Raw genomic sequence first — 19486 nt, 5'->3', positions numbered from 1 at the left:
TTATCTCCGGCAAGGGAGACGGGAGACGATCAAGGGCTCGCGTTGACCGCCACGGAACGTGAGATCCGTGGCCAGCACCTACGACAACAAGAGGTCGGAAACATGAGCACGAACAATCAGGCAAACCCCGCACGGGATAAGGTCCTCGTCACGGGCGCGAGCGGTCTGCTCGGCGTGGCGGCCATCGAGAAGTTTCTCGATGCAGGCTGGGATGTGATCGGCGTATCACGCCGCAAGCCCGAGCTGCCGAGCGGCCGCGAGGTCCAGTTTCTTTCCGTCGATCTGCGAGACGAGGAAAAGTCCCGCGCCGCCTTCGAGCCGCTGACGGACGTCACGCACATCGCCTACACGGCCCTGCATGAGAAGCCGGAGCTGGTGGCCGGCTGGTCGAGCAAGGACCAGATCGACACCAACAACGCCATGTTGCGCAACGTGGTCGAACCGATCGTCCGCAACGCCTCCGACTTCCGGCACATCAGCATCCTGCAGGGGACGAAGGTCTACGGCGTGCATCTGCACCCGATTCCGATCCCGGCTCGCGAACGTGATGCCCGCAAGGATCACCCGAACTTCTTCTTCGACCAAGAGGCCTATGTCGGCGAGGCCGGCGCCAAACACGGGTTCAACTACACCGCTCTGCGTCCGCAGCTCGTCACGGGGCCCACTCCGGGCGCGCTGAACGTTCTGCCGGCCATCGGGGTCTACGCGGCGATCCGCCGCGAAAAGGGAGAGCCGTTCGGATTCCCTGGCGGCCCGTCGTTCGTCTGGGAGGCGGCCGATGCGGATCTCGTCGGCGACGTGATGGTGTGGGCCGCTCAGTCGCCGCAGGCGGCGAACGAGGCGTTCAACATTACCAACGGCGACGTGTTCGAGTGGCGCAACTTGTGGCCGGGATTGGCGGAGACCCTCGGGGCCGAAGCCGGAGCGGATAGTCCGACGAGCGTGACGGCCTACATCGCCGAGAATGCCGGCGTCTGGGATAAGATCGTCGCGAAGCATGGCCTTCGCTCGCACAACCTCCGTGAGCTTATCGGTCAAGGGGACCAGCATGCGGACTTCGCGTTCGCCTATGGCGCCCCGGCGGGGCCGCGAGCCTTCGTGAGCACCATCAAGCTGCGCCAGGCTGGATTCTCGAAGACGGTCGACACGGAGCTCTCGTTCCGCAAGGCGCTGCAGTCTCTGATCGATCGAAAGTTTTTGCCGCCGGTATCGAAATAGATCGGATGTGGATTGCGCGGCCGCTTCGAGAAGGCCGCTGACTCAGAGAGGGGAAAACCATGCTCAGATTGCAGCACAAGGTAGCGGTGGTGACCGGGGGCAGCAGCGGTCTCGGGCTCGCGACGGCCCAGCGGTTCGCGCGGGAAGGAGCGTTCGTCTACATCACCGGCCGCCGGCAGGAGGAACTCAACATGGCGGTCGCTCTAATCGGCGACCGGGCGACCGCCGTCCGAGGGGACGTGCAGAACCTCCAGGATCTCGATCGGCTCTATGAGAGGATCATGATGCGCTCGCTGCAGATATACCTTTCGAGCCCGCATCAAGGGCAACGAGGAAGTTTCGCACGCTCAAACGGCCCGTCGCTCAGCTTCTCCACTGGCGCCGTTGTGGAAGTCAAAGACAATGGAGATATCTCTGCCTCCGGCAGGGGCGCCGAGGCGGTTGCAGGAATGCTCGGGCTGCAGGCAAATCTGTTTGAGGCCGCGGGTGTGTACGCTTCATAGTAGTTCCGACCTCCAAAAAAAATCATCCCGAATGAACAAGGCTGTTCCGTTGTATGCTGCTCTGCACGCTGGGGAACGCCGCTTGTTAAAAATCATTGATTCTTTGTATCGTCAGTGAGTGGAGTTGATCATGCGTCTTCTGTTTGCAGGAATCGCGATCGCGTCCTTATCTGCTTGCTTTCAGTCTCCTTATGCTTCAGCACAAGACTTCGACGATAGATGGCCTATTATTCTGAAGGCACATGCTGAACCCGCTCCCGAGGAGAAGGAGCAAAAACAAGGTCCTCCTGAGCATATTCGGGCAGGCCCACTATGGACGCGAACGCCAGACAATCCCCGGCCTTTCAATCGTTCAATAAAGTCTTTCACCGGCAAAGCGTCTTTCTATTCTTACACCAAAGGTAAAACAGCTAGCGGGTCGCTCTACAATCGCGATGAAATGACCGCGGCCCATCGAAGTCTTCCCTTCGGAACTCGGGTTCGCGTGACCGACATTGCGAGTAGCAGGTCGGTCATAGTTCGTATTGCAGACCGCGGACCGTGGATTCGCGACCGCGTGCTGGCCCTCTCCCTTGGCGCTGCACGCGGCTTAGCAATTACTGATCGAGGTGTGGCACAAGTTCGAGTAGAGGTCCTTTAGGTAAGCGCCGCGCCCTATGGGGCAACAGTCGTGGGCGGCTGTCAGTGGGCGATTCGCCTCGGACGCGTGCAGAACCCTGCGCTGGGAGGATAGGCCGGCTGTGCCGACAGTCACTTTGTTCTGGGGCGGAAGCACTGTGGCCGCCTCGTGCTGAAACGGCTGCAGTTGTTAACCGCGTCGAACACGATCGCCTCAAATCCGATCGTCATTGAAGGACGCTTCAGGATGTCGGCGAACGCCCACAGCCTTTCTTCGTCAAATGTGTCTTTTGGGTCCAATGGCTGCCCTCGGTAGCCAGAATAATCTGGTCGGGTTACCTCTATGAAGCGGACAGCCCGCGCTCTGGGCTGAGGTCAGCAACGGGCCCCTGTGGACGGCTTATCCCTCCGATTTTCGTATGCCGCGGTATACAAGATCGAACGCTTCTCGCCGAGCTCGCGCCTGAGCTGCTGACTACGGCCGCGGATCTGGGTTCAATTTGGAGCGCTACGCCCCTGTTTTTCCAACTCTAAGAAGGAAGAGGTGACGGCTTCATTGCGTTGGCGGTGCTCACCGCGCCTTAAATCGCTCGTCAACGTCCTTGCAATTCGCAAAATTCGATCTGCTCCGCTACTTGTTTCCGGCCGGTGCGCAACATTTATCCGAGTCATTTGCAGGCCCTTAAGGCTCTCGTTGATGCGCTTTTCGTTATCCACGTCTAGATGGGCCGTGCCCTCATCCAGAAACAGAATGCTGGGCTGTCGATAAAGCGCGCGCGCAAGCATTAGTCGTTGTTTCTGTCCGCCTGATAATGAGCTACCCATGTCTCCGATTAGACTGTTGTAGGTCATGGCCATCGCCATGATCTCGTCGTGTATACCCGCCAGGTGCGCGCATTGAATCATCCGCTCTTCGTCGAAAGAGGCATCAAAAAAGCAAATATTATCGGCAATAGAGCCCGAGAGGAGTTGATCCTCCTGCATCACTGCAGCCACGTGCTCACGATAGGCTCTTCCACCAATCGTCGAGAGAGGAACATCGTCAATCAAGACTTCCCCGGTTGTCGGTTCTAGTAACCCGAGCATGACTTTGACGAGGGTCGTCTTGCCTCCACCTGAAGGACCCATAATCGTGATGAATTCCCCAGGTTCAATGATAAAGCTGACGTCTTCAAGTACAAAAGGATCCATTTCAGCATATTGGAAAGAGACTTTTCGCAATTCGATCCGGCCCTGAACACGCGGGGTATAGGCCAAGGGCCGATCGTGGCCCCGCTCAAGGGGGCTGAGGGCAATATCTGCCAAGCGCTCGAGATGTAATTCGACAATTCGAAAATCAAGAACCTTTTCGACTAGCTGAACAGCCTTCTCGATAAACTGCTGTTTATAGCTAATGAAGGCGAAGATCATGCCGACGGTCAGGTGATTGCCTAGAGCCAGTTGGACGGCGAGGTAAATGGTCAGAATGTTCTCAAGACCAAACAGCGCGTCGTTGATACCTGTGAAAGTTATTTTGATGTGACCCAGCCGAACGTTGGCGCTTACAACCTCCGCATAACGGTTAAGCCACTGGGTTTCGCGGTCAGTCTCACGATTGAAAATCTTCAAGCTTTGGATCGCGCGCAGGGTCTCGATGAACGTCGAGTTTTCATAGGCCTTAGCTTCTATCACGGCTAAGTTGCGCTCTCGCAGCAAACGATAGAGACCTAGACGCACCACGGCATACCCTGCAAATGTAACAAGCACTACCACTGCGAGTTGGGTGCTATAAACAAAAATCATTGCCAACGTTGCAATCGCCATTACCCCGTCAATCGCGGCAGTTATCACGCCTTCTGCGAGTGTCGTGCGAATTGGTTCAATGGACGTGAAACGCGAGAGCACGTCGCCGATATGCCGCTTCTCGAAATAGGCGATCGGTAATCGGATCAGGTGGTGAAACAGACGTGCGCCGATTTGGAAGTGCAACGCGTTCTGGACAACCAGAATAATCGAGGAGCGGATAATAGTGGAAACAACTTTGATGGTAGTTAGGAGAGCAAATCCAAGAGCCAGCACCGTCATCAGATCGGCATCGCCCCTGGCGCTTACCTCATCGACGCTGAGCTGGAGGTAGAAAGGGCTGGCAATCACAAATGCTTCAAGAACTATCGAAAGCACGAAAACCTGGGCCAGTGCATGTGCGTTACCGCGCAGCTGTCTCCAGAAAGTTGAGAATGGGAGGCACGCTCTCTCGTCTCTGGGAAGAAATGACTCGGTTGGAGATAGCTCAAGAGCAACGCCAGTCAGATGCTTGGAGGCTTCGACAGTCGGAAAGAACCTCTCTCCCAGCGCCGGGTCATGCACCACAATACCTCGCCTCGTGGTGGACTTCAGGACTACGAAATGGTTCATGTCCCAGTGCACGATCGCGGGCAGGTGCAGGTCCCTGATGTTAGCAAGCTCATAGCGCAGAGGACGACTAGCGAGTTGCATCTGGCTGGCCAGCTGAATTAGGGCTCTTAGCGTCACACCCTTTAGCGACACGGGATAGCGCCGGCGCAGCGTGTTCAGATCGATTTGGTGGCCATGATAGGAACTTATCATAGCAACGCACGCGAGACCGCATTCCGCTGCTTCTGTTTGTCGGATTACCGGTAGGTGATGCCTACGGTTTAGTACATCCACCATGATAGCATCCTGAGATTGACATTCTGACGCTGAGCAACGGATCGAGTAACCATCTGATCAGAGATCGCCTTTCAAGGATGATATCTGCTTTCAAAAGCATATCGGCCTGAAGCCGTATGCGCTTGCCATATGCGTCAATGTCCGGGCGATCGAGTCTCGCCGTGACTCGGTAAGCAGGCTCCTTAAGCTCAATGGGCGCGGAGGTCTCGGCGCGAGTCATCATCGTCTGTGAGACTTCACTTACGCGGCCGCGATATGTACCGAACTGCTGATAAGGGAACGACTCATATAGTATTCTGACGTCCTGCCCTGGCTGAACAAAGCCTATGGCCTTGGCCGGAACAAACAGGTTCGCTTGCAGCTCACTGTGGTCAGGGACGATCTGCATTTGCGGTCTTTGCGGATCTGCGAATTGACCAACAGTTGCTTGCAAAATTGAGATGCGTCCCGCCGCTGGCGCTCGCACCTCGTAAGCGCGGCGTCCATTAATTTCAGCTATGCGCTGTTCTGTCGTGGCAAGTGCGCTGCGCAGGTTCTGGATCTTTCCTGCCGTGATGGTCGGCAGTTGTTCGAGCGAGGAACGGGCTTCGGTCAGCTCATTCTGCCGAGCGGCTGCCTGCTGCCTCAAGGAGTCGAGCTTTTGCTTCTGTTCGAGCGCGGCGATTTCCCGCTTTTTATATTCCACGTCTGAGACTATGCCTCTAGCCGCCAGGCTCGTTACAGACGAAACGAGTTCGCTCGACAACCGAATTTGATCGCGCTGGTTCTCAATCTGGGCGTCGAACCGAGATACTTCAGTTTCGAGACTTGCGATTTTGGCCGATAGGCGTGCTTCCTCGGAGTTAATGCGGTCCTGTTCCGCGCAGATTTGATTTCTTAGTGAGACTTGCTCCGACCGCAGCGTGCCGAGCATAACATCGTTCACGTCCTGCCCATTTGCCGCAATCTGGGTGGTTTCGATGGTTAAGAGCCTCTGCCCTGTTTTTACCTCCTGACCCTCTTTGACATGAACCTCTTTGATTGTGCCCGCCTTTGAGGCGAAAATCTTCGCCGTGCCGGCGATCGGCGTCAGGTACCCCGCAACGGTCTCTTTTCGAGCATACTGTCCGACAAACAGGAAGGTGGCCGTAAGTGCAACTACGGCCGCAATCAACCAGCTTATGACCTTCGTCGATCTCGTCTGGAGCAACGCCACCTGGCCCCACTGCCGATGGTCGTGTTGGAACTCAACTGCCTCCTGGCGAAATAAGAGTAGCTGTGAAGACACGGCTGCAGAACCCAATGCCTATGTGCCTCGGGAGTCCATCAGAGGGTGTTAGTGAACTGAAACCCACTACCTACTGGGCTTGCCGATCGACATGCCGTCAATGACGGTCCTGTTATTCGTTATTACATCGAGCTGGCTTCCGCCGGTTTGAACAATGGTTTGATCTGACGATCTCACAACGATCGCGATGTGGATGCTCCGACCCGCAGAGACCATGTCGATGTCCCGATCGCTCAAGTCATAGGGCGCGCGCTTTAAAGTCATTGAGAGTCTCCTGTTGAAGAGCCCGCTCCTCCGCAAGTCGGATCGGGAGGAGCGGGCAATCAGTTATGCGTACTGAATTCCAGTATTGTTGTTGTTGGACTGGTAGATTGTGGTGTTCCAGCTCTTGTTCACCACAGCAACGTTTTTCTGGAAGGCATAAATGTCTCCCGTTCTGACGCCCCATCCTCCTCCACACACAGCATCCAGTTCCTTATCGGCCAACTCACGCATTCCATTGTTGCTAGTCATGGTCATTGCAGCCTCCTGTTTGAGTCGGTCTGACGCAATAGATTGCCAGTGTCGGCAGTCTTCTTGCGAAACAAACGCTACGTAGATTTCAATGTTGCGCAACGCTGCATGAGGTGTACGACATTTGACTGCCCCATGACCAATGTCGCCGCGTACGACCGTTGCTCTGAGAACGGCGATATACGACCTTTGACCTAAAACGAGTTTCCTTCTGTTACGATGCGCGATCGGGTGATGACCTCCGACAAATTGCTCGCTGAGCGTCGCGCTGCCGCATCGTGCGGTTCGATGGCTCCGATGCGCACCGACAGAACGCATTCGCCGCTTGACCTGACATGTGATCTGAGGATGCGTCTCGCTTAGCGGCCGCCGTCACCATTCTTTTGACGGGAGCCTTATATCCATGAGAGCTTCATGTCCCATCCCCCTCTGAGGTGATGGCCTCTACCTATTTTGAAGGAGATTGCGGTACACGGGCAAATTGAGCTATCTGAATTGCCAATCGCAATGCAAGTGTGTGGGGCGCAGACGCATGAGTCGCGGAATGTCCATCGCTCATGGGAAACCGTTAGTTGCGATTATTGATTCAAAAAGCCTGCGACGCGCGAGCTTGATAAGCTTCTTTCAGAATTGGGCAAACTCGGAAGATCTGAGGTTGACATCTTTCGATGTCGAGCAGGCCTGCGAAGCACTTCACGCACAAGCAGACATTCGGATGCTGATTGTCAACGTGGGCGGCGACTCCATCGCTGAGCCGGGAAACTTGCAAACGTTCATGATGCTCCGTGGGAAATCAGGCGACGTACCTTTAATCATTATCTCGGATAGAGATGATCCTCAGGAGATCGAGGCCGCAGTCGCCGCTGAGATAACAGGCTTTGTCCCAACCGGTATAGACGCCAATCTCGCATGCGAAGCATTGTCATTCATTCTGCATGGTGGTTCGTATTTTCCACAAGCTGCTATTCGTCAACTTCAGCGGCAATCAGCGCAAAACCAGTCACAGGAAGAGAGACCGCGATCACAGTACTGCAATGCTGGCTCGAAATCCGATCAGAGCGGGCGCAGGAGGAAAAACAAGCTCACGGGACGAGAAGGAGAGGTGCTTGAGCGTGTCCGCTTCGGAGACTCTAACAAGATGATCGCGCGGGAGCTCGGGATGACGGAAGCAACAGTGAAGGTGTACGTAGGCCATTTGATGAGGAAATTTGGTGCCGCAAACAGGACGCAATTGGCTCTCGTTGGAAATCAGGGTATTGCGCTTGATTGTACTGGGTTGACGGAAGTCCAGGTCGCAGAAGAGTGTGCAAACTCCGCCGACATCGAAGAACGGATTGTCGAACCGATGTTGCGTTTTGACAGCACCCTGACGAGGGTAGACGAAACGAGCTGATCGACGAACGAAAGGCTGTAGTCGATATCGCATTCGAGCGGCTTCCTTACTTTCTGGCCGCAACGTTCGAGCGACGCCAAGAAGAGCGGCCGACGTGGTCTAAGTGGACGCAACAAGGTATATTGCGCACGAAGCAGGGCCGCTATTCTGTGTTGGGCCAGGGGCGGTGCTGCAGGGCTAAGTTGACTGTGCCTTCATTGGGATCCTGACGTTCGACGCGGGCAAGCCGATCGTGCGCTTCGTTGAAGTGGACGCGAGCTCCTGTTGGGCATCTCAGGCCTTATAGCCGGTGTCGCGTTGCCGACAAACCTCTCCCCATTAGAGACCTTTGAGCCGATCGCTCGCGATCCGCGGATGATGTATGTGATCGTGTAGGTCATGCCCTGAGCCATCCCGAACCACTCAATCGCCAACGGAGCCATCCCGCCTCAACGGTCTGTCGTGCGCGACCCTAACCCAAAAGGATAGGTAAGGATCGGCCATCCGAGGAACGGAAAGAGGGAGTATTGGACGTCCTCCATGCGAGGAATGGCAGCGCAAAGCTGAGAAGAGTACCGTTACGCATCGCAGTAGGGGCGGTTCGCCATGCGGAAGTTGATTTGGTATGCTCCGGGAGAAGAGCAGAATGATCTTCTCAAAGACGCAAACGCCTGTGCAACGTCGCGTGGCCCCGCCGAGCCACCTATTGCTTTTGCACAGCCAGCGGCGCGCCAGCGTTTTCCTCATGGGCGGGCGGTTGTCCTCATTGCTGTAAGCGTCCTAGCGGCCACATCAGGGGCGGAAACGCGTGCGTTTTCGGAGGCCGCCCAGGAACAACGGCCCGTTTCCGCGGGTCCCCTCATCATCGCAGGTGCGCGATCGGCCAGTGTCGGCAACGCTTCGACCCGGCTTATGCAAGCGGCAGCAAACAATTCAATGTCGCGGCAGGCGCCGGAAGAACACCACGGGGCGGAGCTCGTGGCGTCCGAGTTCGGAACCGCGAAGGACTCTTATCTCTCCGGTCGGCACAGCAGTGAAAAAACAATGCACATCTCGCAAGCGGCCGTCAGCGATATAGGACAATCTGTGGAACACGGCTCGGCGGAGAGACGGTCCTGCGAACTCACCGTTGGAACGCGCGCTCTCGGATTGCTGCATCCTCTCGAGCCGAAGCATCATCAGGCTGATTTGCCGAACCAGGGGTTCACCGGAAATCGGCACGAAAAAGAAGCCCAAACAGCACTAGCAGCCAAGGGAGAGGAGGGTGCCGCGCCACCCCACGTCGCGGACAGAGGCGCGGCCGAGTTGCGAGCATCCCTGCAACAGGAACGCGAACGAGCGTCGCAGCTCGAACGGGATCTGGCGTCGGCCAAGCGCGATGTCGAGACGCAAGCGGCTTTGGCAACTAAGGCAAACGAGGAAACCAACCGACTGAAGCAGGCGGCAGAGAGTGATGCGATGCAGTTGAAGCGATCGCTTCAGCAGGAGCATGACAAAGCGGAGGCGCTGGTAAAGGAGCTTTCGACCGCGCGCACCCGGACATATGCCTACGAGGCGCAGGCACGTAAAACCGATGAGCAATTGGAAGACCTCAAAAAGAGGGCAGGGGACAATGGCGCGGCCGAGTTGCGAAAATTGCTTCAGCAGGAGCGCGAACGAGCGTCGCAGCTCGAAGAGGATCTGGCATCGGCTAAGCGCGACGTCGAGACGCAGACGGCGTTGGTAACCAAGGCACAGGACGAAACCAGCCGACTGAAGCAGGCAGTAGAGAGTAACGCGCAGTTGAAGCGATCGCTGCAGCAGGAGCGTGATAAGGCGGAGGCGCTGGCAAAGGAACTGTCAAGCGCGCGCACCCAGACATATGCCTACGAGGCGCAAGCACGTAAAACCGATGAGCAATTGGAAGACCTCAAAAGGAGGGCAGCGGACAATAGCGCGGCCGAGTTGCGAAAATTGCTGCAGCAGGAGCGCAAACGAGCCTCGCAGCTCGGACAGGATCTGGCATCGGCTAAGCGCGACGTCGAGACGCAAACGGCCTTGGTAACTAAGGCACAGGACGAAACCAGCCGACTGAAGCAGGCAGCCGAGAGTGACGCGACGCAGTTGAAGCGATCGCTACAGCAGGAGCGTGACAAGGCGGAGGCGCTGGCGAAAGAGTTCCAGGCGGCGCACGCCACGAGAGATGAGTACGAGCCTCGGGCTCGCAATGAGAGCGGGCAAATTGAGCAGCCAAAGAAAGTGCTCGAAACGGACTCTACGGACCGGCGCAAGTCGCTGCACCAAGAACAGGTAAGCGCGAAGCAAATCGTTCCGACGTCCGAGCGCACGAACAAGCCCGCCCTTACAGCCGCAGTGGTAGCAAACGCCGGTCCGATTCCAGGCGCTAGCAGTAAGCCTGAGGGTGACACGGCAAAGCCCCTCCAAGCAGACCAGATCAGGTCAGCAAGTGTCGGAGCCGCACGGCCCGACAGTGCCGACGAGGATGCGGCCGGAGGACGATTGGTCGCACGTGCGAGGATGTTGCTTGAGCAGGGCGATATAGGCGCAGCCCGGATTGTACTTGAGCGCGCGACCGAAAGAGGCAGCGCACAGGCAGTCTTCACACTAGCGGAGACCTACGACCCCTACGTTCTTCCCAAATGGTCAACAGTTGGCACGCTTGGGGACGCGACAAAGGCGCGAGAGCTTTACGCAAAGGCCGAGGCAATCGGCAACACTCAGGCGAAACAGCGATTGGAAGCGCTTCGGTAGAGGAACTGTAGCGCTGAGATAAGTGACTCATTCTCACACCAAAAGGAGTGCCGAATGCAAACGTTCTTTCGCTCGCAACTATTGCTCGCTGCACTCGCTCCTTTGTTGCTGCTGCAGCCCTCCGGCCTGGATGCGCGGACAAAAGGTGCCAGGATGAATACTGCTTCGTCAGCGAAAGCGCCCGCTCACCCCGAACCACGAGTGACGATGAATGCCTGGACTGTCGGCCTTGCCGGAGGCCTTCTTGAGGGCGCGCCTATCCGTCTTGCCGCAGAGATAGCTCGTGTTGCGGATGATGGCGACAATCTGCATGTGTTGCCTATCGTGACGCGAGGAGCCGCCGAAAACGTCAACTCATTGCTCTATTTGCGTGGCATCGATGCAGCCATCATCAATGCAGACGTGCTCGACGAGTACAAGAGGCAAGTGCCTGACGTCCAGCAGCGCCTCGCCTACGTACTGAATCTCTTCCCCTCCGAATTGCATATTTTTGTTCGGCCGGAGATTCACACTCTGACCGACTTGGTCGGGAAGAAGGTAAATTTCAACAATCAGGGCACGGCCGCAGCCTATTCTGGGCCGCTGATCTTCAGTCGTCTCGGACTTGACGTGCAGCAGACCTTCATTCCGCATCAGGTCGCGTTGGAACAAATGCGCACAGGCGATATGGCTGCGGTCGTGTTCATCACGTCCAAGCCGGTCGAGCCCTTCGTGCGTGGACGCTGGGACCCTGGATTCAAGTTCCTGCCTGTACCGTACGAAAGCCGGCTGGAGGATTACTATCTCCCTGCATCTCTCGAAGCGTCCGACTATCCCAGCCTTATTAAAGAAGGCGAACACGTCGACACGATCGCCGTGCCGACCGCGTTGGTCGCCTACAATTGGCAAAATAACACGTATCGTTATGAGCGTGTCGCTCGCTTTGTCGATCATCTGTTCTCTCGCATCAGCAGACTGCAGGAGCCCGGATTTGATCGGAAATGGAAATCGATCAATCTAGGCGCGACTGTGCCCGGGCTTACCCGCTTTCCAGCGGCGCAGGCGTGGCTGGATAACCATTCTCGCGATACGCAGGCATCGAAATGAATCGCGCGATCTTTACCGCAGCTTCCGCGCTCGCTGTCGTTACAGGAGTGGCGCTCGCGCAAGGCGCCGAGGATCCGCTGGCGCAACTTCGGACCTGTAATCTGATGCAGCGCGAGGACCGAGTGCAATGCTTGGACAAGCTCGCGCGAAGTGTCGAGCCGCCAGCCGGGCCCACAACGGCGGTAAGCGACTGGGTCATCAGTCTGACGACGTCGCCCGTGGATTACACGCCCATCGCCACCGCGACGACCGCGTCGGGCGAGGTCGCAGGCGGCTCACCGCTGCAGCTCACCATGCGCTGCCGGGGTGGACGGAGCGAACTCGCTGTCTCCGGCCCCGCGATCTCAGGGCGGGCTGAGGATTACGTCGTCTCCTACAGCACCAAGGGTGGTCAGCCGGTCCAAATCGCTGCAGCCACTCCTGCATTCGGGACCGGTATCGCGTTCAAGGTCGATCCGAGTGCCTTGTTTCAGTCTCTTCCAAGCGATGGCGAACTGGTCGTGTACATTGCTTCCCGCCTGGGAGCCGCTCAACATGGAACGTTCTCCCTGGTCGGACTTGAGGCGGTGCGTACCAAGATAGCCATGGCATGCAAATGGCCTGCCGCCATCGCTAAGCCGAACAGCTGATATTGCGCACAAGGCAAGCTAATTGTGTTTCGGCATGGAATAAGGACCCCGTATTCGGGGTAATCGGCATCCAATCGGGACCCCGGGACAAGGGTCCACAGTGGCTTCCATCGAGTCATGGAAGCCGAGGTTGGGATGCTGGTGGTGGAGACGATTGGTAAGATCCGTCGCGCCTACTTTGTTGATGGTCGTCCGATCAAGGCGATCTGCCGAGAACTTGGCGTATCGCGGAAGGTGGTTCGCAAGGTCATTCGTTCTCAAGCGACGGAGTTCCGGTATGAGCGCGAGACGCAGCCGCTCCCGAAGATGGGTGCCTGGAGTGCCGAGCTTGACCGGTTGCTGGCAGGGAATGAGAGCAAGTCGGCGCGGGAACGGCTGACGCTGATCCGTATATTCGAAGAGCTTCGCGGCCTCGGTTATGTCGGCGGCTATGATGCGGTTCGTCGATACGCACGACGGTGGAGCAAGGAACGCGGCACCTCGACAGCGTCGGCGTATGTGCCGCTGAGCTTTGCACCAGGCGAAGCCTACCAGTTCGACTGGAGCCACGAGGTCGTCCTGCTGAGCGGCACCACAGTGATGGTGAAGGCTGCTCATGTCCGGCTCTGTCACAGCCGCATGCTGTTCGTGCGGGCCTATCCGCGAGAGACGCAGGAGATGGTGTTCGACGCCCACGACCGGGCGTTCGCCCTGTTCAAAGGCACCTGCACCCGCGGCATCTACGACAACATGAAGACCGCCGTAGAGACGATCTTCGTCGGTAAAGGCCGTCTCTACAATCGCCGCTTCCTGCAGATGTGCAGCTACTATCTGGTCGATCCGGTCGCCTGCACGCCGGCGTCGGGCTGGGAGAAGGGGCAGGTCGAGAACCAGGTCGGGCTGGTCCGCGAACGCTTCTTCACCCCGCGGCTGCGCTTCAAGAACCTCGACGAGTTAAACGCCTGGCTGCTCGACAAATGCATCGCCTACGCCAAGGCTCATCGCCATCCGGAGCTGACCGATCAGACGATCTGGGACGTGTTCGAAGCCGAGCGCCCCAAACTCGTTCCCTATGCCGGCCGCTTCGACGGCTTCCATGCGGTGACGGCATCGGTCTCGAAGACCTGCCTGGTGCGCTTCGACAACAACAAGTACTCCGTCGCAGCCAGCGCAGTCGGACGACCGGTCGAGGTTCAAGCCTATGCCGATCGTATCGTGATCCGTCAGGATGGGCGCATCGTTGCCGAGCACCCGCGATCCTTTGGCCGCGGCGATACCGTCTACGACCCCTGGCATTATGTGCCGGTGCTCGCCCGCAAACCCGGCGCCTTGCGCAACGGTGCTCCCTTCAAAGACTGGGTGCTGCCGGCTGCGATCGAGCGGATCCGGCGCAAGCTTGCCAGCACCGACGATGGCAATCGGCAGATGGTCGACATCCTCAACGCGGTGCTGACTGACGGTCTGCCCGCGGTGGAAGCGGCCTGTGCCGAAGCGCTCGGTCATGGCGTCCATTCCGCCGATGTCGTTCTCAATATCCTGGCCCGTCAACGTGAACCCGCCCCACCGGCCAACATCATGACGCCGGCCGCACTGACACTCCGTCATGCACCGATCGCCGATTGTGCCCGCTACGACAACCTCCGGAGGACCATCTGATGGAACGAACCCAAATCTTCGACCTCATGGGCGAACTCAAGCTCTACGGCATGAAGGCTGCCTTCGACGAGATCATGGCAACTGCCGTCAAGCGCCAGCACGAACCCCAGCGCATTGTCGGCGACCTGCTCAACGCCGAGATCAACGAGAAGCAAGCCCGCTCGATCAAATACCAGCTCACCATTGCCAAGCTGCCGCTTGCCAAGGACATCGCGGACTTCCAGTTCGACGGCACGCCGATCAATCAAACTCTCGTCAATGATCTCGCTGGCGGCGGCTTTATCGCCCAGCAACGCAACGTCGTGCTGGTTGGCGGCACCGGCACAGGCAAGACCCATCTGGCCATCGCCATTGCCAGAAGTTGCATCCGCGATGGTGCTAGAGGACGCTTCTACAACGTCGTCGATCTCGTCAACCGGCTCGAGACCGAGACCCGCAACGGACGGCAGGGACGGCTCGCTGAGCATCTGACCCGCATGGACTTCATCGTTCTCGACGAGCTGGGCTATCTGCCGTTCGCGCAATCGGGCGGTCAGCTCCTGTTCCATCTCATCAGCCGGCTCTACGAGCGCACCTCCATCATTGTCACCACCAATCTTGCGTTCGGCGAATGGCCCAGCGTGTTCGGCGATGCCAAAATGACCACCGCGCTACTCGACCGATTGACCCATCACTGCGACATCGTTGAGACCGGCAACGACAGTTGGCGCTTCAAAAGCCGCGACGATGTTCAAACAACCCGCGCTCGCGCCGTCTCCGCAACCCCGACCAGCTCCGACGACCCGAGCGCTACCAGCAGAGCGCGCCGATCAAAGGGGTCCCTTTTGGATGCCGATAGGGGGTCCCAGTCGAACGCCGATTGACAAGCTAATGGGAGGTGGGTAAGCATGTTACGGCAAATTGCGCTAAAGGGAACGACGAGCTTGGCTGTGCTTCTGCTGGGGGTATCTTTGTCTGCGGGGCAAGAAGTTGCCCGACCGGCCGACCGGGCGCCGGAGTCCCTTCTGCTAAAACAAAAAAGGGCGGTTGCGACGAAGAAAAACGTGCGCCGCTTATCCAGCTCAGAGAGTCGATCCTCTGCTAAGAAGGAGCATCGCCTCATCTTGCAGGTGAATAGCAACGATGCGGCGGCGATGAATTTGACCCTGAACAACGCTACAAACGTGGTGCAACATTATAAAGACATGGGCGAGAAGGTTAAGATCGAAGTGATCACCTTCGGGTCCGGGTTGCACATGCTCCGCACCGATACCTCGCCCGTAAAAGGCCGAATTGAAACAATGTCGGCGAGCACGCCGGAGGTGACGTTTAAAGCGTGCGGCAACACGCGGGAGAACATGCGCAGGCAGGAGAATAAGGAGATACAGCTCATTCCAGAGGCTTCAGTCGTCAACTCGGGCGTCGTACGCATCATGGAGCGGGAGGAGCAGGGCTGGACTTACGTTAAGCCCTGAGCGTGTTACCGCCAAGGCTTCGCGAGCCCAGCTGCGTACATACGTACAATTGAAGGCCGCAGGACCGGATGTTGGTCAAACAATGTTCAAAATCGGCACGCGTGCTACCGAGGCCCGGCCAACCAGGTGGCAGGTCTGTTCGGAACTGCTTAGGGATGTTTCGCGGGGCTGAGTCATGTTCGCACTCGCTCGCAACTCCCTCGCGATGGCCTTACGCATACGTCAGGGGTAGCAGCCTCCGATATGTCGTTCGAATGATCCGGTAGCACTCGCAACTCGCATTCTCGAGTCCCGAACGATCCAGCACTCGGATCCTACCGTAGGACGTCTCGATGAGCCCATCGTTTTGAAGCTTCTTGAGAGCCAACGACACGGTCGGTCGCACCGTACCAAGCATTTCTCCCAAGAACTCGTGCGTGAGATGGACAACGTCAGTCTCACTTCGGTCAAGCCCCATAAGAATCCAGCGCGCGCATCGCGAGAGCACATCATGGGCTGCATTACACGCAACTTGCTGCAGAACGTGCGCGGCGAAGGCTTGTTGAAAGTGACCGACGAGCATACGGATTCCGTCGCTTTCGGAAACCGCCTTCTTCATCCGACTGAGTTTGACCACGGAACAACGTCCCGGAATCTGCACAATCGACCGCGTCAGAGCAATGCCATCGCCATCAATCGCAAAAGACCCAACAATCCCCTCACAACCGATGGTACCCGTTTCAATCGTCCCGCCCTCCTTCAGGTGGGTCAAAAGCGATACAAGCGCCGTATGAGGAAAGTAAATCCGGTCCACCCGACCATGCCAGTCAAACAGGACGTCACCGCGCGAGAACTCAGCTTCCTCCGGTCTGAGAAGCTCAACCTCGGCAGGCGACATGGCGGCAAGTAGTTTATTTTTAGCCAGCTGCCTTCTCATCGGAAGTCTATCCTGGAAAATGAATATCAGTATTGGCGTTCGCTGCCGATAAGATCAGGTGGCGAAATACCTCGCGACCGGGCCGGTCCGCTCGCACAAGTGTTGAGCAGCGACCGCATCCGTGCAAGTACATCCTTTGGGCTACTCCATAACGATCAGCGATCCTAAGGTCGTTCAAGAAGTCGACTGTGTCGCGTAAGACGGTCGTGCCGGAGTAATTGATCTTTGATCTGCACCCCACCCGATCCTCCTGTTTCCAACAGGTGGCTTGCTGCGGATGGTAAGCATCCGGTGAGGACCGCGTAGCGGTCACTCAGGCAGCCTGATTGGTATGCTTGTTCCGGTCGCGCCAATTCCAGGGCAGAAGTTCGTCGAGCCGTTGGACCGGATGTGCAGCGATGCGCGCCAGGACATCGGCGAGCCAGGCTTGTGGATCCACATCGTTCATTTTGGCTGTGACGATCAGGCTGTACATCATCGCGGCACGGTCGCCGCCGCGGTCGGAGCCACAGAACAGCCAAGACTTCCGCCCCAGGGCGATGCCGCGCAGGGCTCGTTCGGCGGCGTTGTTCGACAGGCAGATCCGGCCATCTTTGAGGAAGCGGGTGAACGCGCTCCAGCGCTTGAGCATGTAGTCCATTGCCTTGGCGACATCGTTGCGCCGTGAGAGCTTGGCGCGTTGCTCACGCATCCAGGTTTGCAAATCAGCGACCAGTGGGGCGCTGAGCTCCTGGCGTACGGCCCGGCGCCCCTGGGGCGTCTCGCCGTTGATGCCGCGCTCGATCTCGAACAGGGCATCGATCCGGCGCACTGCTTCCAGCGCCAGAGGCGAGATCACCGCCGGCTTTTTGCCCTGCACTTTGCGGCGCGCATTCTCTGCCAGATCAGCCATCACGAAGAACGGCCGTCGGGCATGGACCCAGCACGCGGCTTCCAGGATCGGACCTGCGTTGCGGCCCGCCTCGTAAAGCTTGCCGTAGCCACCATAGGCATCGGCCTGGAAGATGCCGCTATAGCCGGCCAGATGGGCCTGGGGATGCTCGCCGGCGCGATCGCGTGAGTAATAAAACACTGCTCCCGGCGGGGCCTGCCCACCAAAAGGCTTGTCGTCGCGCACATAGACCCAGATGCGGCCGGTGTCGGTCTTGCCTTTGGCCAGGACCGGCACCGTCGTGTCATCCCCGTGCAATCGCTCGGCCCTCAGCACATGGGCCTCGAGGCGCCGGAACAAGGGCGTCAGCGCAACTGTGCAGCCACCAACCTGGTCCGCGAGGGTCGACAGACTGATCGGCACGCCTTCCTTGGCATAGCGTTCGGCCTGCCGGTTCAGCGGCTGGTGCTGGCCGAACTTCTCGAACAGTACCATCGCCAGCAAGCTGGGGCCGGCCCAACCACGGGCGATGACGTGGAAGGGCGCGGGGGCCTGGCTGATCTTCTCGCAATCACGGCAGCTGAACTTTTCCCGGACGTGCTGGATCACCTTCCAGGATTTCGGGATCACCTCCAGCGTCTCGGTGATGTCCTCGCCAAGCTTGGACAGCCGCAAACCGCCGCAGCAGATGCACGACGTCGGTCCCGGCACAAGCACCCGCTCGCGAGAGAGATGGTCCGGGAACGGCTGGCGCGACGGCCGCTTGCGCGTGAACGAGGCCACCTTCGTCGTCTTGGCCGCGGCCATTTCGGCAGCGAGTTCGTCCTCAGTCGCAGAAGCCTCGAGCTCCTCCAACGTCAGTTCGAGCTGATCCAGCAGCCTTGCGGTACGCTCCGAGCGAGGGCCATGACGATCGCGGTTCAGCTTTTGGATCTGCAGCTTCAGGTGCACGATCAGCGCCTGGTCGTCGGACTGCTGGGCGCGAACGCTGGCAAGTTCGGCCCGCGTGGCCAGTAACGCCGCCTGCAGCGCCTTTATATCTTCCGGCAGATTTTCGGGACCATCACCCATGCACCGATGGAATCACAAAAGCCGCGATTTGGCGCGACCTTTTTGCAATCTCACGGGACTATTGCGCTGCTTATCCTGCGCTCTGCGGCCGCCAACTATGTTGGGGGTTGCGCCAGTCGATCGCCTCCAGCAAATAGCCCATCTGAGCTGCCGTCAGCGACACCACGCCGTCCACCGTCGCCGGCCAGATAAAGCGGCCAGGGTCCAGTCGCTTGGCGTAGAGCGATAGCCCGACCTCGTCGTGCCAAAGCGCCTTGATCAGTGTGCCGGCACGACCACGGAACACAAAGACGTCGCCGGCAAAAGGATCTCGCCCGAGGCCCTCCTGCACCAGCAATGCCAGACCCTGCATGCCCTTGCGCATGTCCGTGTGACCGGTTGCGATCCAGATCCTCGCCCCTGCTGCGATCGGGATCATCGCCGCTCCAGCAGATCCAACACGCGAGACAACGCGGTCATATCAACGCCGGCGTCCACGATCACGCGACAGGCCTTGCCGACGACAATCTCCATGCGTCCGCCCGCTGGCCCCGCCAAAGCTACTGACGGCGCCGACGGTGGGTCCGGCATCACCATCGCCGGCACAAAGGCTGGCTGAGTTTGTTCGCTCGTCCGCGTCCCGAAGGATCGTCGCCAAGTCAACAGGAGCGAGCGCGAGATGCCGTATCGACGTGCTGTCGACGAGACCGCGCGCGGAGCCTGCAAACTCTCCAAAACAATCTTGAGTTTCTCATCATCGGTCCAGCGACGGCGACGGCCAGTCTCGACAACCTCGAACCGTTCAACCTGAGCACTGAACTTATTGCTGTCCATAAGAGCTGTTACACAGCACCCGTCTTAACCCGGCAAGATGGCCCTCACCGGAGGGAGACTGCGGATGTCCGGTTCCAATTTTGGTTCAGCACCAAATAA

General features: G+C 58.2%; 15 protein-coding genes and 2 pseudogenes. 10 read left to right on the top strand and 7 right to left on the bottom strand.

Going from position 1 to position 19486, the window contains the following annotated elements:
- Positions 1 to 102: 102 nt before the first annotated feature.
- From QA642_RS28820 to QA642_RS28810, 3 genes and pseudogenes are all read left to right on the top strand, one after another.
- Positions 103 to 1218 carry an SDR family oxidoreductase gene (locus QA642_RS28820; protein ID WP_283079859.1) on the top strand — a complete coding sequence of 372 codons (1116 nt, stop codon included), beginning with the start codon at positions 103 to 105 and terminating at the stop codon, positions 1216 to 1218.
- A 59-nt stretch (positions 1219 to 1277) separates the two neighbouring features.
- A pseudogene (locus tag QA642_RS28815) lies at positions 1278 to 1499 on the top strand (SDR family NAD(P)-dependent oxidoreductase); the annotation flags it as partial.
- A gap of 352 nt (positions 1500 to 1851) precedes the next feature.
- Positions 1852 to 2361 carry a septal ring lytic transglycosylase RlpA family protein gene (locus QA642_RS28810; protein ID WP_283079858.1) on the top strand — a complete coding sequence of 170 codons (510 nt, stop codon included), beginning with the start codon at positions 1852 to 1854 and terminating at the stop codon, positions 2359 to 2361.
- A gap of 473 nt (positions 2362 to 2834) precedes the next feature.
- On the opposite strand, the gene QA642_RS28805 is transcribed toward QA642_RS28810, so the two are convergent.
- From QA642_RS28805 to QA642_RS28795, 3 genes are all read right to left on the bottom strand, one after another.
- Positions 2835 to 5009, bottom strand: coding sequence for a peptidase domain-containing ABC transporter (locus tag QA642_RS28805; protein WP_283079857.1), 2175 nt, complete (start codon positions 5007 to 5009; stop codon positions 2835 to 2837).
- Positions 4987 to 6291, bottom strand: a complete 1305-nt coding sequence (locus QA642_RS28800) for an HlyD family efflux transporter periplasmic adaptor subunit (protein ID WP_283079856.1) — start codon at positions 6289 to 6291, stop codon at positions 4987 to 4989. Before QA642_RS28800 ends, QA642_RS28805 begins: the two co-directional genes overlap by 23 nt.
- A 312-nt stretch (positions 6292 to 6603) precedes the next feature.
- The gene (locus QA642_RS28795; protein ID WP_283079855.1) at positions 6604 to 6795 is read right to left on the bottom strand and encodes a hypothetical protein; all 192 of its coding nucleotides are present in this window, start codon (positions 6793 to 6795) and stop codon (positions 6604 to 6606) included.
- 538 nt (positions 6796 to 7333) lie between these two features.
- On the opposite strand from QA642_RS28795, the gene QA642_RS28790 reads away from it, so the two are divergent.
- The 7 genes and pseudogenes from QA642_RS28790 (at position 7334) to QA642_RS28760 (ending at position 15716) form a co-directional block, all read left to right on the top strand.
- A complete protein-coding gene (locus QA642_RS28790; RefSeq protein WP_283079854.1) occupies positions 7334 to 8182 on the top strand; it encodes a response regulator transcription factor in 849 nt (282 codons plus the stop codon).
- Positions 8183 to 8767: 585 nt separating this feature from the next.
- Complete coding sequence (locus QA642_RS28785; protein ID WP_283079853.1) at positions 8768 to 10912, top strand: hypothetical protein; 2145 nt, start codon at positions 8768 to 8770, stop codon at positions 10910 to 10912.
- Between the two features lie 54 nt (positions 10913 to 10966).
- Positions 10967 to 11998: a TAXI family TRAP transporter solute-binding subunit gene (locus tag QA642_RS28780; protein ID WP_283079852.1), complete on the top strand. Its 1032-nt coding sequence runs from the start codon at positions 10967 to 10969 to the stop codon at positions 11996 to 11998.
- Positions 11995 to 12627 (top strand): hypothetical protein, encoded by a 633-nt coding sequence (locus QA642_RS28775; RefSeq protein ID WP_283079851.1) that lies wholly within the window; start codon positions 11995 to 11997, stop codon positions 12625 to 12627. The genes QA642_RS28780 and QA642_RS28775 overlap by 4 nt, the downstream gene beginning before the upstream one ends.
- A gap of 135 nt (positions 12628 to 12762) precedes the next feature.
- Positions 12763 to 14253, top strand: a pseudogene (gene istA / locus QA642_RS28770) (IS21 family transposase); the annotation flags it as partial.
- Positions 14254 to 14261: 8 nt separating this feature from the next.
- Complete coding sequence (gene istB / locus QA642_RS28765) at positions 14262 to 15125, top strand: IS21-like element helper ATPase IstB (RefSeq protein WP_166107168.1); 864 nt, start codon at positions 14262 to 14264, stop codon at positions 15123 to 15125.
- Positions 15126 to 15185: 60 nt separating this feature from the next.
- Complete coding sequence (locus QA642_RS28760) at positions 15186 to 15716, top strand: hypothetical protein (RefSeq protein WP_283079850.1); 531 nt, start codon at positions 15186 to 15188, stop codon at positions 15714 to 15716.
- 211 nt (positions 15717 to 15927) lie between these two features.
- Here QA642_RS28760 and QA642_RS28755 read toward each other — a convergent pair whose 3' ends face one another.
- From QA642_RS28755 to QA642_RS28740, 4 genes are all read right to left on the bottom strand, one after another.
- Complete coding sequence (locus tag QA642_RS28755) at positions 15928 to 16632, bottom strand: Crp/Fnr family transcriptional regulator (protein WP_283079849.1); 705 nt, start codon at positions 16630 to 16632, stop codon at positions 15928 to 15930.
- Between the two features lie 313 nt (positions 16633 to 16945).
- Positions 16946 to 18574, bottom strand: a complete 1629-nt coding sequence (locus QA642_RS28750) for an IS66 family transposase (protein WP_283079848.1) — start codon at positions 18572 to 18574, stop codon at positions 16946 to 16948.
- A 70-nt stretch (positions 18575 to 18644) separates the two neighbouring features.
- Positions 18645 to 18992, bottom strand: a complete 348-nt coding sequence (gene tnpB, locus QA642_RS28745; protein ID WP_283079847.1) for an IS66 family insertion sequence element accessory protein TnpB — start codon at positions 18990 to 18992, stop codon at positions 18645 to 18647.
- Complete coding sequence (locus tag QA642_RS28740) at positions 18989 to 19387, bottom strand: transposase (RefSeq protein ID WP_283079846.1); 399 nt, start codon at positions 19385 to 19387, stop codon at positions 18989 to 18991. Before QA642_RS28740 ends, tnpB begins: the two co-directional genes overlap by 4 nt.
- Positions 19388 to 19486: the final 99 nt, after the last annotated feature.

It is taken from the genome of Bradyrhizobium sp. CB2312, assembly GCF_029714425.1.
Taxonomy (GTDB): domain Bacteria; phylum Pseudomonadota; class Alphaproteobacteria; order Rhizobiales; family Xanthobacteraceae; genus Bradyrhizobium.
This window is presented reverse-complemented; position numbering and strand designations above follow the sequence as displayed.

What these genes read in the sequence shown, in the direction of transcription:
- QA642_RS28820 (WP_283079859.1), top strand. Translation starts at nt 103, where the DNA reads ATGAGCACGAACAATCAGGCAAACCCCGCACGGGATAAGGTCCTCGTC.
- QA642_RS28810 (WP_283079858.1), top strand. Translation starts at nt 1,852, where the DNA reads ATGCGTCTTCTGTTTGCAGGAATCGCGATCGCGTCCTTATCTGCTTGC.
- QA642_RS28805 (WP_283079857.1), bottom strand. Translation starts at nt 5,009, where the DNA reads ATGGTGGATGTACTAAACCGTAGGCATCACCTACCGGTAATCCGACAA.
- QA642_RS28795 (WP_283079855.1), bottom strand. Translation starts at nt 6,795, where the DNA reads ATGACCATGACTAGCAACAATGGAATGCGTGAGTTGGCCGATAAGGAA.
- QA642_RS28790 (WP_283079854.1), top strand. Translation starts at nt 7,334, where the DNA reads ATGTCCATCGCTCATGGGAAACCGTTAGTTGCGATTATTGATTCAAAA.
- QA642_RS28785 (WP_283079853.1), top strand. Translation starts at nt 8,768, where the DNA reads ATGCGGAAGTTGATTTGGTATGCTCCGGGAGAAGAGCAGAATGATCTT.
- QA642_RS28780 (WP_283079852.1), top strand. Translation starts at nt 10,967, where the DNA reads ATGCAAACGTTCTTTCGCTCGCAACTATTGCTCGCTGCACTCGCTCCT.
- QA642_RS28775 (WP_283079851.1), top strand. Translation starts at nt 11,995, where the DNA reads ATGAATCGCGCGATCTTTACCGCAGCTTCCGCGCTCGCTGTCGTTACA.
- istB (WP_166107168.1), top strand. Translation starts at nt 14,262, where the DNA reads ATGGAACGAACCCAAATCTTCGACCTCATGGGCGAACTCAAGCTCTAC.
- QA642_RS28755 (WP_283079849.1), bottom strand. Translation starts at nt 16,632, where the DNA reads ATGAGAAGGCAGCTGGCTAAAAATAAACTACTTGCCGCCATGTCGCCT.
- QA642_RS28750 (WP_283079848.1), bottom strand. Translation starts at nt 18,574, where the DNA reads ATGGGTGATGGTCCCGAAAATCTGCCGGAAGATATAAAGGCGCTGCAG.
- tnpB (WP_283079847.1), bottom strand. Translation starts at nt 18,992, where the DNA reads ATGATCCCGATCGCAGCAGGGGCGAGGATCTGGATCGCAACCGGTCAC.
- QA642_RS28740 (WP_283079846.1), bottom strand. Translation starts at nt 19,387, where the DNA reads ATGGACAGCAATAAGTTCAGTGCTCAGGTTGAACGGTTCGAGGTTGTC.